Source organism: Enterobacter sp. MGH 24 (assembly GCF_000493015.1).
In the GTDB taxonomy this organism is placed as follows: Bacteria; Pseudomonadota; Gammaproteobacteria; order Enterobacterales; family Enterobacteriaceae; genus Enterobacter.
In genome coordinates this window covers 3,506,534-3,520,565 of the sequence record NZ_KI535657.1, presented here as the reverse complement: position 1 = coordinate 3,520,565, position 14,032 = coordinate 3,506,534, and the positions used below count along the sequence as shown (strand labels likewise).

The window sequence follows — 14,032 nt, the reverse complement described above, 5'->3', positions numbered from 1 at the left end:
GCGCACAGGGAGACACATCGCAATGCACCCATTACTCAAACGTTCGCTGCTGTTTGTCGGCGCCATTATCGTGGTCCTCGCCCTCCTCGTTTGGGGCATTGGGCTGGAAACGATCAGGGCGCGCCAGGTTGACCTGGTCTATCTCGGGCAACAGCATATGATTCTGGTTTTCTCGTCGATGTTTTTTGCCCTGCTGGTGGGTATTCCAGCCGGTATTCTGCTGAGTCGCCCGGCCGCGCGGGGTATCGCCGAATACGTGATGCAAATCTTCAACGTTGGCAACACCCTGCCGCCGCTGGCCGTTCTGGCGCTGGCGATGGTGGTGATTGGCATTGGCGATACGCCCGCCATCATCGCCCTGTTCCTCGCCTCGCTGCTGCCGATAGTGCGTAACACCTACGCCGGGCTGTGCTCCGTCCCGCCGTCGTTGCTGGAAGCGGCAAACGGCATCGGGATGACCAAATGGCAGCGTCTGCGTCAGGTTGAGCTGCCTGCCGCCTGGCCAGTCATGCTCTCGGGGATCCGCATCGCCACCGCCATTAACGTCGGCACCGCGCCGCTGGCGTTCCTGATTGGCGCCAGCAGCTACGGCGAGCTGATTTTCCCAGGCATTTATCTGAACGATTTCCCGACCCTGATCCTCGGCGCGGCGGCCACCGCCCTGTTCGCCCTGATCCTCGATACCCTGCTGGCGGCGCTGGGTCGCGTGATGAGTCCCCATCTCGCTCGATAACAATAACAAGGAGCTTTTATGAGACTGTTTTCCGGCCTGACGGCGCTGTGTGCCGCGGCGCTGTTCACCAGCCAGGCGATGGCGGCCCCGCTGATTCTGGCGACCAAGAGCTTTACCGAGCAGCATATTCTCTCGGCGATGACCGTACAGTACCTGCAAAAGAAAGGTTTTCAGGTCCAGCCAAAAACCAATATCGCCACGGTGATCTCCCGCAACGCGATGATCAACAAGCAGATTGACATGACCTGGGAGTACACCGGCACGTCGCTGATCATCTTTAACCACATCAACAAGCGCATGTCGCCGCAGGAGTCTTACGAGACGGTGAAGCGCCTGGACGCCAAGCACGGTCTGGTCTGGCTCAAGCCCGCTGACATGAACAACACCTACGCTTTCGCCATGCAGCGCAAGCGCGCCGAGGCGGAACATATCAACACCATGTCGGAGATGGTGGCGAAGATTGAGCAGGTCCGTAAAACCAACCCGGACAAAAACTGGCTGCTGGGCTTAGACCTGGAGTTTGCCGGGCGCAGCGACGGCATGAAGCCGCTTCAGGCGGCCTACAAGATGGATCTGGACCGCCCGCAAATCCGTCAGATGGACCCCGGTCTGGTCTATAACGCGGTGCGCGATGGCTTCGTTGACGCCGGTCTGATTTACACCACCGACGGTCGCGTGAAAGGCTTCGACCTCAAGGTGCTGGAAGACGATAAAGGCTTCTTCCCAAGCTACGCGGTGACGCCGGTGGTGCGTAAGGACACGCTGGAGGCCAACCCCGGTCTGGAAGAGGCGCTCAACACCCTCTCGGCCCAGCTCAACAATGACGTTATCACCGAGCTGAACAAGAAGGTGGATATCGACCATCAGTCACCGCAGCAGGTCGCCCGCGATTTCCTGCGTAGCAAACAGCTGCTGTAGGAGGCGCTATGGAGACGATTCACTACATTCTGGACAACTGGGATTACCTTTTAACACTGACGCTTCAGCACCTGTGGCTGGTGGCGCTGGCCGTGGGTTTAGCCATCATCATCGGCGTACCGCTGGGCATTCTGATTGTCCGCCACAAGTGGCTGGCAACGCCGGTGCTGGGGATAGCCACCATCGTGCTGACCATTCCGTCCATCGCGCTGTTTGGCCTGATGATCCCGCTGTTTTCGCTGATCGGTCAGGGTATCGGCGCCCTGCCCGCCATTACGGCGGTGTTTCTCTACTCGCTGCTGCCGATTGTGCGTAACACCCATACCGCGCTCGACAGCCTGCCGCCGGGACTGCGCGAAGCCGGGCGCGGCATCGGCATGACCTTCTGGCAGCGCCTGCGCTGGGTTGAGATCCCGATGGCGCTGCCGGTGATTTTCGGCGGTATCCGCACTGCCGTGGTGATGAACATCGGCGTGATGGCGATTGCCGCCGTGATCGGCGCGGGCGGTCTGGGCCTGCTGCTGCTCAACGGCATCGGCGGAAGCGATATTCGCATGTTGATTGCCGGCGCGCTGATGATTTGTCTTTTAGCGATTGTGCTCGACTGGCTGCTGCACCGTCTGCAGGTGGTTCTGACTCCAAAGGGGATTCGATAATGATAAAACTGGAAAACCTCACCAAACAATTTTCACAGAAGCACGGCCAGACCTTTAAGGCCGTCGATAACGTCAACCTGAACGTGCCCGAAGGGGAAATGTGCGTCCTGCTCGGCCCGTCCGGCTGCGGGAAAACCACCACGCTGAAGATGATTAACCGCCTCATTACCCCAAGCAGCGGGACGATCCTGATTAACGGTGAAGACACCAGCGGGATGGACACCGTCACCCTGCGCCGCAACATCGGCTACGTGATCCAGCAGATTGGCCTGTTCCCGAACATGACCATCGAAGAGAACATTACCGTCGTACCGCGCATGCTGGGCTGGGATAAAGCGCGCTGCAAAACCCGCGCTGAAGAATTGATGGATATGGTGGCGATGGACCCGCATAAGTTCCTGAATCGTTACCCGCGCGAGATGTCCGGCGGCCAGCAGCAGCGTATCGGCGTGATCCGCGCCCTGGCGGCGGATCCTCCGGTACTGCTGATGGATGAACCCTTCGGCGCGGTGGACCCGATCAACCGCGAGGTGATCCAGAACCAGTTCCTGGAGATGCAGCGCAAGCTGAAAAAAACCGTCATGCTGGTGAGCCACGATATCGACGAAGCCCTGAAGCTCGGCGACCGTATTGCGGTGTTCCGTCAGGGGAAAATCGTGCAGTGCGCCAGCCCGGATGAACTGCTCGCCAAACCGGCGAATGAGTTTGTCGGCTCGTTTGTCGGCCAGGACCGCACCCTGAAGCGTCTGCTGCTGGTATCGGCGGGCGACGTCACCGACCAGCAGCCAACCATTACGGTGCGGGGCTCTACGCCGCTTCCCGACGCCTTTGCGACCATGGATGATAATGATATTCGCGCCATTACCGTGGTTGACGAGGACGGCAGGCCGCTGGGCTTTGTGAAGCGTCGCGAAGCGCGAAACGCGAGCGGTACCTGCGCCGACATCCTGCATCCATTCCGCATGACCGGCAAAGCGGAAGACAACCTGCGCGTGGTGCTTTCACGCCTGTATGAGAGCAATACCAGCTGGATGCCGATCGTGGATGAGGACGGTCGCTACAACGGCGAGATTTCACAGGACTATATTGCCGAGTACCTGAGCTCCGGACGCACGCGCCGGGCGCTGAATATTCATAGCGACAGCTAACCTTTCTGGCCGGGCATCGCCCGGCTTTTTCGCACGCATACCTTTTGCTAACCCCGCGATTTGCCGCCACAATATCGTATCGTCCCCGTTTAATCGCGACTCATGCAACGTCTTCATACCTACCCCGACATCCGCGCAATGTTTCGTCGCCTGCTGATTGCCACCGTCACCGGCGTGCTGGCCGCGCTAGCCGTTGCGGTGTTCCGCCACAGCATGTACCTGCTGGAGTGGCTGTTTCTCAGCAACGACAGCGGCAGCCTGGTGAATGCCGCAGCGTCGCTCTCGCCCTGGCGGCGCGCGCTGACGCCAGCGCTGGGCGGGCTGGCTGCCGGGCTGCTGCTCTGGGGATGGCAGCGCCTGACCGCGCAACGGCCTCACGCCCCTACCGATTATATGGAAGCACTGGAGACCGATGACGGCCAGTTTGACTACGGCGCCAGCCTTGTGAAGTCCGCTGCATCGCTGTTGGTCGTTGCCAGCGGAAGCGCCATCGGGCGTGAAGGGGCGATGATCCTGCTTGCCGCCCTCGCTGCCTCCTTTTTCGCCCGGCGTTTTACGCCCAAATCCGAATGGAAATTATGGATAGCCTGCGGTGCCGCCGCCGGGATGGCCAGCGCCTACCATGCGCCCTTAGCCGGAAGCCTGTTTATTGCTGAGATTCTGTTTGGCACGCTGATGCTGGCCTCGCTCGGCCCCGTGGTTATCGCGGCGGTGGTGGCGCTTCTCACCACGCAGCTTCTGGCACCGGGCGCCGGTACGCTCTACGCGGTCCATCTGAGCGGCATCCTCACCGCAGCCGATTATGCCCTGCTGGTCGCGATGGGGCTGGTGGCAGGTCTCTGCGGACCGCTGCTGATGTGGCTGATGGCGTTCAGCCACGGTCTCTTCCTGCGCCTCAAGCTTTCGCCGCCGTGGCAATTAGCGCTGGGCGGTGCGATCGTCGGGCTGCTGTCCCTCCTGACGCCGAAGGTGTGGGGGAATGGCTACAGCGTGGTTCAGGCTTTTCTTCTCGCCCCGCCGCTGCTGTCGGTGATTGCCGGCGTGTTTGTCTGTAAATTACTGGCGGTACTGGCGAGCAGCGGTTCGGGCGCGCCGGGCGGGGTGTTTACGCCGACGCTGTTTGTCGGCATGGCAACAGGAATGCTGTTTGCGCAGCTGTTCGCGCTGTGGCTACCGGGGTCTGAAACGGCGATTCTGCTGGGGCTGGCAGGGATGGCAACGCTACTTGCCGCGACCACGCATGCGCCCATTATGTCGGCACTGATGGTCTGTGAAATGACCGGGCAGTATTTTTTGCTGCCCGGCCTGCTGGTCGCCTGCGTGGTGGCGTCCGTATTGTCGCGGACGTTACGCCACGACTCGATCTACGGTCAACACGCCACCGAGGGCAGAGAGATCGACGTACTGCGCTAGCTCGCGCTGCTCGGCGCGTGGCAAATAAGGAAGCTCGCCCACCAGCGGTCCGGGCAGCTTGGTGCTCAGCACGTCGATGATCTCCGCGTAGTGCGCCAGGCCAGGGTTAATGCGGTTTGCCACCCAGCCAACCAGCGGCAGGCCGTCATTGGCGATCGCCTGCGCCGTCAGCAGCGCGTGGTTGATGCACCCTTCCTGGATACCCACCACCATCACCACCGGAAGCTGCTCCTGCACGACCCATTCAGACAGCGGACGCAGGTCATTCATCAGGCTGCGCCAGCCGCCCGTCCCTTCAACCACCACGTGATCGACCTTCGCACTCAGGTTCGCCAGGCCGTCGGACAACAGGGGATAATTAATCAGGCCGCTGTGCGCTACGCTGCTCTCCTCTTCGCTTAACGCAATAGGATTGACCGCGTGATAAGGCAGTTCCAGTGACGAGACGCTTTGCAGCACCAGGGCGTCTTTATTACGCAATCCCTCTGGCGTCTCTTTACTGCCTTTTGCGACCGGTTTGTACCCTGCCACGCGTTTACCGCTTGCTGCCAGCGCCTGCAGCAATGCGCGGGATACGACGGTCTTGCCGACAGAGGTATCTGTACCAGTAACAAAGAAACGCTTAAGCATGACTCACTCCACCTCTTGGGTATGCTTCGAAAATATAAACCAGGTAAATAATTCAGTGGAGGAAGTCTACGGGATGCGTGCGCTACCCGGCTTGAGATAGCGCAATTTTTCTTACATCTGAGGAAAAGAGTTAACCCTGTAACAGGCGGATCAACAGCGAGCCGTTATACATGGCGTCTTTGACCAGCGCCGCGCCAGCCATCGTACCCTGGTTGGAAAACTGGGTGCTCTCTACCGCAATATTTTTGCTGTAGGCGGGAAGCGACTGCTGATGGATACAGGCCGAGATCGCCGGGAAAAGGATCTCCGCCGCCTGGCTCAGCGGTGAGCCAATGAGGATTTTTTGCGGGTTGAAGAGGTTCACCATAATGGCCAGAATACGGCCAACGTTATTCCCCACCCCGGTAATAATGTCCTTCGCCAGCAGATCGCCCTCGCGCGCGGCGGCACAGAGAGAATCCACCGTTAAGGGTTGTCCATGCAGCGAGGAGCTCATGGACTGGCTGAGCCGGACCTGCGCCAGTTCCAGCACGCTTTCCACGCTGGCAATGGTCTCCAGACAGCCGTGGTTCCCGCAGTAGCAGCGCTTGCCGTACGGGTCGACCTGGGTGTGGCCAATTTCCACCAGGCTGCTGCTTCCGGCGTGGAGAAGACGTCCGTCGGTGATCACGCCCGCCCCGACGTTATGGTCGATGACCACCTGAATCACATCCCGCGCGCCGCGCGACGCGCCAAACAGCGCCTCCGCCATCGTCCAGGCGCTGATGTCATGCTGAATATAGACCGGCACGCCGGTATGGTTTTTCAGCACCTCGCCCAGCGGCATCTCTTTGACATCGTCGTAAAACGGCATGCGGTGGACAATACCATTTTCGGTATCAATAATGCCCGGCAGGGTGATGGCAATCGCCGTTAAGCGTTCAAGCCGCTGCTGATGGCGAATAAAGAAGCGATCGATGTGCGAGACAATCGCATCGAGGAGCGGTTCCTTCGCGTTGAGAGGCAGCTCAAGCCGGTCTTCCACCACCAGCTTGCTGCTCAGATCGCGCAGCGCAAGGAAAATCTCCCCGCGGCTGATGCGCAGAGAAAGATAGTGCCAGGCTTCCGTCTCGACAACCAGCCCAACGGCCGGACGCCCACGGCTGCCCGGCTCCTGAATTTCCGTCTCCTGAACCAGGTGCGCTTCCAGCATCTCGCGGACAATCTTGGTGATACTGGCGGGTGCCAGCTGTGCCAGGCGCGAAAGATCGATACGCGAAACCGGACCAAGCTGATCAATCAGGCGGTACACCGCGCCGGCGTTGGTCTGCTTAATCTGATCGATATGCCCTGGCTGACTATCAGCAACCACCTCGTACTCCCTTATTTTCGAGCTTCGAAATAAACTGTGGGCTATGGTGAAGCACTTGCATGGCTGTCGTCAAATATTTACTTAGCCATGTGATTTACCGCACATTTTCGCCCACTTTTCCCTATAAATATCGACCTGCTGACGCGGTAATAAGCTGCTGTTTGAAGCGCTGCGCGGCGTGACTCTGTTCACGATGTTTTGACCAGACCAGCCACATCTCTGAAACGGCATCCTCTTCGGCGATGGTCACCCAGCGCATTTCGCGCAACTGTACCCGCTTAAAGGAGGCCGGGAGAATAGACACGCCAAGCCCGGCCGCGACCAGGCCGATAATGGTCATTGCCTCCCCGACTTCCTGGGTGATGACCGGGGCAAGATCGTAGCGGCGCATCAGTCCCAGGATATCGTCATACAGACCCGTTCCGACCTGCGGGTCAAAAAAGACAAACGGCTCTTTTGCCAGCTCTGCCAGCGAAACCGTCGGACGCGACGCCAGCGGGTGATCGTGTGGGATCATGGCCATCAGCGGCTCGCGCAGGATCACCTCCCAGGCCAGCGTGTCCGGCAGTTGGGTGTTACGCATCAGGCCCAGATCCAGCGAACCTTCGTTCAGCGGCGCAATCTGCTCGCGGGTGTTGATTTCGCGCGTCTGAATATGAACATCCGGAAAGTGACGACGAAATGACGAAAGGGTTTCCGAGACGGCGCTGATAAACGGCGCGGACGAGGTAAACCCGATTCTTAGTTCTCCGGCTTCCCCGAGATAGAGCCGTTCTGCCCGGGCGGCGGCGTCATCGACCATACTCAGAATTTGTCGGCTGTCGATCAGGAACTGCTTACCCGCCGCCGTCAGGCTCACGCTGCGGTTAGTGCGGGCCAGAAGGCGCGCCCCAACCTGCTGCTCCAGGATCTGAATCTGCTGGCTTAACGGGGGCTGAGAGATATTCAGCCGTGCCGCCGCGCGGCCAAAATGCAGCTCCTCGGCGACGGCGACAAAGTAGCGAAGATGACGCAGCTCGATATTCATATTTTTAAAGTATCATTTGAGATTATTAATATATTAGACAGAATATTTACATTTTCCTACCCTGAACATGTGGTCATACCCGTCACCAGAAATCACGGGGATGTTTAAGCAAGGAAACTGTGTGAGTCGTACAACTACCATTGATATCGATCCGGCAAGCGATATCAATGATTTACCTGCAGCATCGCAGCCGGTTCAATTCATTAAACGTGGTACCCCCCAATTTATGCGCGTTACGCTGGCGCTCTTTTCCGCCGGTCTGGCAACCTTCGCCCTGCTCTATTGCGTTCAGCCGATCCTGCCCGTTCTCTCTCATGAGTTTGGCGTATCGCCTGCCAGCAGCAGTATTTCACTTTCAATTTCAACCGGGATGCTGGCGGTTGGCTTGCTCTTCACCGGCCCGCTCTCGGATGCCATAGGCCGTAAACAGGTGATGGTGACCGCGCTGATGCTGGCGTCTGTCTGCACGTTGCTCTCGACGATGATGACCAGCTGGCACGGCATTCTGGTGATGCGTGCGCTGATTGGGCTATCGCTCAGCGGCGTGGCGGCGGTCGGGATGACCTACCTCAGCGAGGAGATCCATCCGAGCTTTGTTGCTTTTTCTATGGGGCTTTACATCAGCGGGAACTCGATTGGCGGAATGAGCGGACGCCTGCTGAGCGGGGTGTTTACGGACTTCTTTAGCTGGCGTATTGCGCTGGCGGTCATCGGGTGTTTTGCGCTGGCATCAGCCCTGATGTTCTGGAAAATCCTGCCGGAATCGCGCCATTTCCGCCCGACCTCTTTACGCCCAAAAACGCTGTTTATCAACTTCCGCCTGCACTGGCGTGACAAAGGGCTGCCGCGCCTGTTTCTGGTCGGCTTCCTGCTGATGGGCTCGTTCGTCACGCTGTTTAACTATATTGGCTATCGCCTGATGCTCTCGCCGTGGCACCTGAGCCAGGCGATTGTCGGTTTACTCTCGGTTGCTTATTTGACCGGAACGTGGAGCTCGCCGAAGGCCGGGGCGATGACCGCGCGCTATGGACGCGGCCCGGTGATGCTGTTCTTCACGGCGGTAATGCTGGTCGGCCTGCTGCTGACGCTCTTCTCCTCCCTGTGGCTGATTTTTGCCGGAATGCTGCTCTTCTCCGCGGGGTTCTTCGCCGCACATTCGGTCGCCAGCAGCTGGATTGGCCCGCGCGCGCGTCGCGCCAAAGGTCAGGCATCGTCGCTGTATCTGTTTAGCTATTACCTGGGCTCCAGCATCGCCGGGACCCTCGGCGGCGTGTTCTGGCATAACTACGGCTGGAACGGCGTGGGCGGGTTTATCGCGCTGATGCTGTGCGCGGCGCTGCTGGTGGGGGGAAACCTGCATCAGCGTTTGAAATAAATATACGCTATCCCCCGTATGAGCGTAATCGTGCGGGGGAACGTTTCTCAGCTTAATTATGCTTAATTTAAAATTAAGTATAATCAATGCATTATAGCCATTACGTGCATTTATCACCCCTCATTCTCTCTGTAGTCTCGTTGATTCCATCCTTAGTTAAGAGGGATTTTAAAATGGCGATTCCAGGTAATATGTGGTTGTTCGATGATGGTGGTGCACTGATTAAAGGCGGTTGTGATGTTCAGCACAGGGAATGCAGCATTGAGTTCAAAGGATTTCACCATAATCTTTCGACTCCGACCGATAACCTGACGGGCAAACCTACAGGTAAACGCATTCACTCTCCAATGATGATCGTAAAGGAATTCGATTACTCATCACCCTATCTCTATAAAGCGGTCGCGACAGGTCAGGCTCTGCAAAAAGCCGAACTCAAGTTCTATAAGATTAATGACGCAGGTCTTGAAGCAGAGTACTTCAATATTCTTCTGGAAGGCGTGCGGATTGTTTCGGTATCACCTGCAATGGCCGCACCGGGCGACAATAATAACAACCAACTCGAAACGGTTGAATTGCGCTATGAGAAAATTACGTGGAAACATAACGACGGCAATATCATTTTCTCTGACGCATGGAATGAACGGGCGACAGCGTAACTGGGGTACTGGTATGGATACTACGGAAGAGATTAACGGAACCTACTTCTACAGAGGCCATTCAAACGTCACTCCGGGTGAGTTACTTGAGATCATCTTTCTGGAAGAATTCTGTATGGAGTTGGGGATAGATGCCGTTTCAGGTGCGGCTATTTTGGGCGGACAACCATGGCTAGGTACTCGGGCTAAACCTAAAGGCGCAATCCTGGGGACAAGCGTTGTTTCAAAGTACGCGCGAATAATTTTACGGGACGCACGTCTCCCTTTCGGGATTAAAATTCCTACTCCCGTTGGAGTCAGAATGCAGCCCACTAACAAACTCGCAGCGGTAATTGGTCGCTACATCCCCTGGCCAGGATGGGCCTCGCTTGCAATGACTCTTCATCGAGTTTCAACGCGTACGCAAGAGAAATACAATTTGATTGCACGCCCAAAAGACCGCATAGCGTGGACATCATTCTAATGAGCATCGTAGACGACGTGTTATTTATGTTTCGGGATGAAATTCCTGGTTATCTGGATAACGACTGGAAAGAAGTTCCTCTGGAACTGGATTCTGATTTATTCGATACACCGGGCGATGACCTGCATGACGCATTAAACCGGTACGAAAAAGAGTTCAACGTCGATTTGTCTGGTGTGAACTGGTCTCGTTATTTTCCCTGGCAGAATACCCCATTGTTAGATCGCTGGTTTAAGCTGAAGCGGGAAGACGTTGAAGCAACCCGCATCCCGTTGACCGTAAGAATGTTTACAGAGTCCGCAAAAGCAGGTAAGTGGCTCTACGACTGACTAGTAAGGGGCTTCGCGCCCCTTACATCAAAAGTGCACTACTCCCTCCTGAATCACGTTACACTTCCTGAACACTCCCAAAACGATAAGGAAGAACAACAATGGAAAAAGCATCAGCTTATCAACAACTCACCCGCACCTTCCAGCGCCTCTCCCGCTTCTCGCACCTCTCCTCCATCGCCAGTTGGGACATGTTCACCATGATGCCGCCAGGCGGCAGCGCCGCGCGCGGTGAGGCGCTGGCGGAGATGAGCGTCCTGCAGCACCAGATCCTGACCGATAAAAAGGTAGGCGAATGGCTGACCGCTGCGGCAGGTGAAGAACTCAATGACGTCGAACAGGCCAACCTGCGCGAAATGACGCGCCACTACCAGCAGGCCACCCTGCTGCCGGAATCGCTGGTGGAAGCCAAATCCCTCGCGGGCAGCAGGTGTGAACACGCCTGGCGTACTCAGCGCCCCGCCAACGACTGGCAGGGTTTCTCCGCCAACCTGAAAGAGGTGGTCAAACTCAGCCGCGAAGAGGCTCGCCTGCGGGCCGAAGCCAAAGGCTGTACGCCGTACGACGCGCTGCTGGACATTTTTGAACCCGATATGACCAGCGCGCGTCTGGACGTCCTTTTCGGCGATATGAAGTCCTGGCTACCGGACCTGCTGGCAAACGTGGTGGAAAAACAGGCTCAACGGTCGTTTATTCCTCCGCAGGGTCCCTTCCCGACGGCAACACAGCGTGAGCTGGGCCTGGAAGCCATGAAGATGCTGGGCTTCGATTTTAACGGCGGTCGCCTGGACGTCAGTGCGCACCCGTTCTGCGGCGGCGTCCCGGAGGACGTGCGCATCACCACGCGCTATGACGAAGATGAACTGCTCAGCGCGCTGTTTGGCGTGATCCACGAAACCGGACACGCCCGCTACGAACAAAACCTGCCGCGCGCGTGGGCAGGACAGCCGATTGCCCTGGCCCGTTCAACCGCGATCCATGAATCACAGAGCCTGTTCTTTGAAATGCAGCTGGGGCGCAGTGAAGCCTTCCTCAAACAACTTCTCCCTGCCGTGCACGCCCGCTTTGGCAGCCAGGCGGCATTCAGTGAAGAGAACTTTATTGCCTGGAACCAGCGCGTGAAGCCTGGCTATATCCGCGTCGATGCGGACGAAGTGAGCTACCCGGCACACGTGGTGCTGCGCTATGAGATTGAGCGTGCGCTGATCAACGGCGAGATCGAGGTGGACGATATTCCCGCTCTGTGGGATGAGAAAATGCAGGCCTGGCTCGGGTTATCCACCAAAGACAACTACCGCAACGGCTGTATGCAGGATATCCACTGGACCGACGGCGGTTTTGGTTACTTCCCGTCTTATACGCTTGGCGCCATGTACGCCGCGCAGCTGTTCCATGCGGCCAAAACGGCGCTTCCGGGTCTGCAGGCCTCCATCGCTGAGGGCGATTTTTCCGCTCTCTTTGAGTGGCTACGTCAGAACATCTGGCAGCACGGCAGCCGCTTCAGCACGTCGCAGTTAATTACCCAGGCGACGGGTGAAGATCTGAATATCCGCTACTTCCGCGAACATCTGACCTCGCGCTATTTGTAATCTGTTTGGCCGGGGGTGAGGGAGCTCAAGTAAAAGAGCCGTATGTTCCCCCTCACCCCAGCCCTCTCCCTCAAGGGAGAGGGGGTCGTCCGTGCAGAACCCCGGCAATGTACATATGGTTACACGCCGATACCAATCACTCACGGAAACCTCGAATTTACAGGGATATAGTTATTTCAACGGCCCCGCAGTGGGGTTAAATGAAAAACCAAATTCGAGGGTATGAGAATGAATAAAGTATTAGCTCTGGTTGTTGCCGCTGCTATGGGTCTGTCTTCTGCTGCATTTGCTGCTGACACTACCGCAACTGCTGCACCGGCTGCCGCGCCTGCTGCAACCACCACCGCTGCGCCAGCAAAAGCGGTTCACCATAAGAAACACCACAAAGCTGCAGCGAAAAAAGAAGCCGCTGCACCAGCCACCGCAGCACCAACCGAGCAGAAAGCGCAGGCCGCTAAAAAGCACCACCACAAGAAAGCCGCTAAACCGGCTGTAGAGCAGAAAGCTCAGGCTGCTAAAAAGCATCACCACAAAAAAGCCGCTAAACCGGCTGTAGAGCAGAAAGCTCAGGCTGCTAAAAAGCATCACAAAAAAGCAGTAAAACACGAAGCTGCTAAACCAGCTGCACAGCCAGCTGCGTAAGAGTACAAGCTTAACCGTGCCCTTCGGGGCACGTTGGTAAACCGGCGCTGAACCGGAACAGGTTCCGCGCCGTTTTTTTTTATCCGGAGGGCGTATGCTGCGACGCTATCGGTTTGAGCTGATTCTGATCCTGCTTATTTTATGCGCGCTCATCGCAAGCCATTTTTATCTTTCCTGATTGTAGCACGCTGATTTTACTCCCACTTTAGCGCTGTCCCGTCTATAGTATTTTCATAGGGTTCACTTTTAATAATCATAATTACCCCCACCAGAGTGTGATATGCGTAAATCTGTTGTGTTGTTACTGGGAACGTTTGTTCTTTTTTCTGGATTCTCACATGCGGATGATGGCGGTGATGACACCATTAGCGCGAAAGAGCTAAAGACGCTTTTTTTCGGTCATGACGATCGTACGCGCGTCGCCGATCCCACCCAGGCCCCCTGGGATGCAATAGGTCAACTGGAAACCGCCAGCGGTAACTTATGTACTGCGACGTTGATCACCCCACAACTAGCCCTGACGGCAGGCCACTGCCTGTTAACACCGCCAAACGGCAAGCCGGATAAAGCGGTTGCCTTGCGGTTTGTGTCGCAAAAAGGGGCATGGCGCTATGAAATACACGGTATTGAAGGCCGGGTCGATCCGTCTCTGGGCAAACGCCTGAAACCGGATGGCGACGGCTGGATAGTGCCACCGGCGGCCGCCTCATGGGATTTTGGCCTCATTGTTTTACGCTACCCTCCTTCAGGCATTACGCCGCTGCCGTTATTTGACGGCGACAAAGCCGCACTCACCGCCGCGCTGAAAGCCGCCGATCGAAAGGTGACGCAGTCAGGTTATCCTGTCGATCATCTTGATACGCTTTATACACATACCGACTGTATTGTGACGGGCTGGGCGCAAAACAGCGTGCTTTCGCATCAGTGCGATACGTTGCCGGGCGACAGCGGTTCACCGCTGATGCTGAAAACGGAAAACGGCTGGCAGCTGATCGGAGTCCAGAGCTCTGCCCCGGCGGCAAAAGACCGGTGGCGCGCCGATAACCGGGCCTTGTCCGTTACCGGTTTCCGCGACCAGCTGGAAGCGCTGGCGCAGCAGTAA

15 protein-coding genes are annotated in these 14,032 nt (G+C 57.1%); 12 read left to right on the top strand and 3 right to left on the bottom strand.

The genetic code is table 11. The annotated features are described in order from the left end of the window. Window positions 1-22: 22 nt before the first annotated feature. The 5 genes from osmY to clcB all read left to right on the top strand — a co-directional run bounded on the left by osmY (window position 23) and on the right by clcB (window position 4,868). The gene (osmY, locus tag L370_RS05360) at window positions 23-733 is read left to right on the top strand and encodes an osmoprotectant ABC transporter permease OsmY (protein WP_023335513.1); all 711 of its coding nucleotides are present in this window, start codon (window positions 23-25) and stop codon (window positions 731-733) included. Window positions 734-751: 18 nt separating this feature from the next. After that, a complete protein-coding gene (gene osmX / locus L370_RS05365; RefSeq protein WP_023335512.1) occupies window positions 752-1,651 on the top strand; it encodes an osmoprotectant ABC transporter substrate-binding protein OsmX in 900 nt (299 codons plus the stop codon). 8 nt (window positions 1,652-1,659) lie between these two features. Beyond that, window positions 1,660-2,307 (top strand): osmoprotectant ABC transporter permease OsmW, encoded by a 648-nt coding sequence (gene osmW / locus L370_RS05370; protein WP_006808875.1) that lies wholly within the window; start codon window positions 1,660-1,662, stop codon window positions 2,305-2,307. After that, window positions 2,307-3,455, top strand: a complete 1,149-nt coding sequence (gene osmV, locus L370_RS05375; protein WP_023335511.1) for an osmoprotectant ABC transporter ATP-binding protein OsmV — start codon at window positions 2,307-2,309, stop codon at window positions 3,453-3,455. The genes osmW and osmV overlap by 1 nt, the downstream gene beginning before the upstream one ends. A gap of 102 nt (window positions 3,456-3,557) precedes the next feature. Then, a complete protein-coding gene (gene clcB / locus L370_RS05380) occupies window positions 3,558-4,868 on the top strand; it encodes a voltage-gated ClC-type chloride channel ClcB (protein WP_023335510.1) in 1,311 nt (436 codons plus the stop codon). Here the strand turns inward: clcB and bioD are convergent. The 3 genes from bioD to L370_RS05395 all read right to left on the bottom strand — a co-directional run bounded on the left by bioD (window position 4,803) and on the right by L370_RS05395 (window position 7,876). Then, window positions 4,803-5,498, bottom strand: a complete 696-nt coding sequence (gene bioD, locus L370_RS05385; RefSeq protein ID WP_023335509.1) for a dethiobiotin synthase — start codon at window positions 5,496-5,498, stop codon at window positions 4,803-4,805. The two genes, clcB and bioD, sit on opposite strands and share 66 nt — an antisense overlap. Before the next feature lie 130 nt (window positions 5,499-5,628). After that, window positions 5,629-6,849: a sugar metabolism global transcriptional regulator Mlc gene (gene mlc, locus L370_RS05390; RefSeq protein ID WP_023335508.1), complete on the bottom strand. Its 1,221-nt coding sequence runs from the start codon at window positions 6,847-6,849 to the stop codon at window positions 5,629-5,631. Between the two features lie 121 nt (window positions 6,850-6,970). Next, the gene (locus tag L370_RS05395; RefSeq protein ID WP_023335507.1) at window positions 6,971-7,876 is read right to left on the bottom strand and encodes a LysR family transcriptional regulator; all 906 of its coding nucleotides are present in this window, start codon (window positions 7,874-7,876) and stop codon (window positions 6,971-6,973) included. Window positions 7,877-7,997: 121 nt separating this feature from the next. Between L370_RS05395 and L370_RS05400 the strand changes: the two genes are divergently transcribed. The 7 genes from L370_RS05400 (at window position 7,998) to L370_RS05420 (ending at window position 14,032) form a co-directional block, all read left to right on the top strand. Continuing rightward, on the top strand, window positions 7,998-9,251 hold the full coding sequence (locus L370_RS05400; protein WP_023335506.1) for an MFS transporter: 1,254 nt from the start codon (window positions 7,998-8,000) through the stop codon (window positions 9,249-9,251). A gap of 173 nt (window positions 9,252-9,424) precedes the next feature. Beyond that, window positions 9,425-9,907, top strand: a complete 483-nt coding sequence (locus L370_RS05405; protein ID WP_023335505.1) for an Hcp family type VI secretion system effector — start codon at window positions 9,425-9,427, stop codon at window positions 9,905-9,907. 13 nt (window positions 9,908-9,920) lie between these two features. Continuing rightward, window positions 9,921-10,370: an STM2901 family protein gene (locus L370_RS23570; RefSeq protein WP_032666599.1), complete on the top strand. Its 450-nt coding sequence runs from the start codon at window positions 9,921-9,923 to the stop codon at window positions 10,368-10,370. Further along, window positions 10,355-10,699, top strand: coding sequence for a DUF1493 family protein (locus L370_RS05410; protein ID WP_155858044.1), 345 nt, complete (start codon window positions 10,355-10,357; stop codon window positions 10,697-10,699). The genes L370_RS23570 and L370_RS05410 overlap by 16 nt, the downstream gene beginning before the upstream one ends. A gap of 101 nt (window positions 10,700-10,800) precedes the next feature. Next, window positions 10,801-12,288, top strand: a complete 1,488-nt coding sequence (locus tag L370_RS05415) for a carboxypeptidase M32 (RefSeq protein WP_023335503.1) — start codon at window positions 10,801-10,803, stop codon at window positions 12,286-12,288. A gap of 228 nt (window positions 12,289-12,516) precedes the next feature. Further along, window positions 12,517-12,930: an acid resistance repetitive basic protein Asr gene (gene asr / locus L370_RS0122095; protein WP_032651095.1), complete on the top strand. Its 414-nt coding sequence runs from the start codon at window positions 12,517-12,519 to the stop codon at window positions 12,928-12,930. 280 nt (window positions 12,931-13,210) lie between these two features. After that, window positions 13,211-14,032, top strand: coding sequence for a trypsin-like serine peptidase (locus tag L370_RS05420; protein WP_023335501.1), 822 nt, complete (start codon window positions 13,211-13,213; stop codon window positions 14,030-14,032).

What these genes read in the sequence shown, in the direction of transcription:
- osmY (WP_023335513.1), top strand. Translation starts at nt 23, where the DNA reads ATGCACCCATTACTCAAACGTTCGCTGCTGTTTGTCGGCGCCATTATC.
- osmX (WP_023335512.1), top strand. Translation starts at nt 752, where the DNA reads ATGAGACTGTTTTCCGGCCTGACGGCGCTGTGTGCCGCGGCGCTGTTC.
- osmW (WP_006808875.1), top strand. Translation starts at nt 1,660, where the DNA reads ATGGAGACGATTCACTACATTCTGGACAACTGGGATTACCTTTTAACA.
- osmV (WP_023335511.1), top strand. Translation starts at nt 2,307, where the DNA reads ATGATAAAACTGGAAAACCTCACCAAACAATTTTCACAGAAGCACGGC.
- clcB (WP_023335510.1), top strand. Translation starts at nt 3,558, where the DNA reads ATGCAACGTCTTCATACCTACCCCGACATCCGCGCAATGTTTCGTCGC.
- bioD (WP_023335509.1), bottom strand. Translation starts at nt 5,498, where the DNA reads ATGCTTAAGCGTTTCTTTGTTACTGGTACAGATACCTCTGTCGGCAAG.
- L370_RS05395 (WP_023335507.1), bottom strand. Translation starts at nt 7,876, where the DNA reads ATGAATATCGAGCTGCGTCATCTTCGCTACTTTGTCGCCGTCGCCGAG.
- L370_RS05405 (WP_023335505.1), top strand. Translation starts at nt 9,425, where the DNA reads ATGGCGATTCCAGGTAATATGTGGTTGTTCGATGATGGTGGTGCACTG.
- L370_RS23570 (WP_032666599.1), top strand. Translation starts at nt 9,921, where the DNA reads ATGGATACTACGGAAGAGATTAACGGAACCTACTTCTACAGAGGCCAT.
- L370_RS05415 (WP_023335503.1), top strand. Translation starts at nt 10,801, where the DNA reads ATGGAAAAAGCATCAGCTTATCAACAACTCACCCGCACCTTCCAGCGC.
- asr (WP_032651095.1), top strand. Translation starts at nt 12,517, where the DNA reads ATGAATAAAGTATTAGCTCTGGTTGTTGCCGCTGCTATGGGTCTGTCT.
- L370_RS05420 (WP_023335501.1), top strand. Translation starts at nt 13,211, where the DNA reads ATGCGTAAATCTGTTGTGTTGTTACTGGGAACGTTTGTTCTTTTTTCT.